The organism is Halobellus sp. GM3 (assembly GCF_052545375.1).
The window spans coordinates 1-1,214 of the sequence record NZ_JBQWLT010000028.1 but is presented as its reverse complement, the minus strand read 5'-3'; the positions used below and the strand labels follow the sequence as shown (position 1 = coordinate 1,214).

Here is a 1,214-nt window from a genome sequence, read left to right as displayed (position 1 = left end):
AGGAGAATCTCCGCATCCTGGCGTTTCCCGAACTGTTCTTCGATTGCTCTCGTCGTCATCGAGGTCGAGCCGACGTTCCAGATCGTTGCCTCGAACCAGTCAACACCGTAGGCGTCCTCTCCTTCGGGGATGATCGCGCCTGCTTCATCGAGCTTCTCGATGACACTCTGATGGATGGTGCTGTCGGTGGTGACGTTCCGATGAGCCAGGCCATCTCCAGTCGGGAAGTAGAGATGCGTATACGCCTTTTTGATGTCCTGATCGAGCGTGCCCTTCGCGCTATCGAGGCGTTCACCGAGCTTGTCCTGTTGTTCGGTGTTGAGCTCGTATTGGTCGCCGAGATTATTCTGGATGTGTTTGATGGCAGCGACGCGCTCTGCGGTCCGCTTTGCGTCGCTCACGTCGTTCGCGCTCGCCGCGAGGAAGACGACGTTATTCTTGAACACCCGTGGCGTCTTCTGTCCGCCACTCGACGATGCTGTATTCTTGAACAGCGTTTGGATTGCCTCGGGGACGGTCTCGTAGTCAGTGATGGTGACCGTATCGAAGTCCATCACGCACAGATGAGCTTCGTCGGCCGTATCCGGAATCTCGTGTGGCTCTTCCGGTCCGACAATCACATTCAGACTGCCCTGACCGAGTGCCTCGTCAAGGGCTTCCTCGAGATGCCGTCGGGCGAGCCCGTCTTGCAGTTGCTCGACGACGGAATCGATGAGTTTCGTGAGGTTCGGCTCTGATTTGAACTGGATCTTCTCACCGTTGTCTCCGTGCAGGTAGAAACACGCAGACCGACGTCCCTCTCCAAGGAGGTTATTGAGCGCGTCGTCGTAGTGCGCAAGCTCGACTTCGGTGTTGGCAATCGCGTGTCGAAGAGGCCGGCGTGTAGTGCCGCGCCCGTCGGCGCCCTTCACGATGCTTTTCCAGAGGATTGCCGTCGTCAGATGTGTTCCGAGCGGTGGATGTCCGTTCTTGACCCAGTTCCGGTCCTCTTCCTCTGCGTTCGCCGTGCCATCTTCCGAGAAGATGTCGGCTTTGATCGCGGCCTCGAAGTCCATGTCAACCGACGAGAACAGCCGGAGAAGCGTCGAACGAACGTCCCCGTCAGAGGGATGCATATCGAACAGCCGGACGAAGTGGCGTTCTTGGTAGTCGCTCTGGTGCTGCCAGAGGCGGTAGACTGCGCGGGAGAGGAGCTTGAGCGCACCACGAGTGCG

General features: G+C 58.4%; 1 pseudogene. It reads right to left on the bottom strand.

Annotation, left to right across the window (positions count from 1 at the left end):
• Positions 1-1,214 (bottom strand): annotated as a pseudogene (locus ACT3HL_RS17590) (ATP-binding protein); the annotation flags it as partial.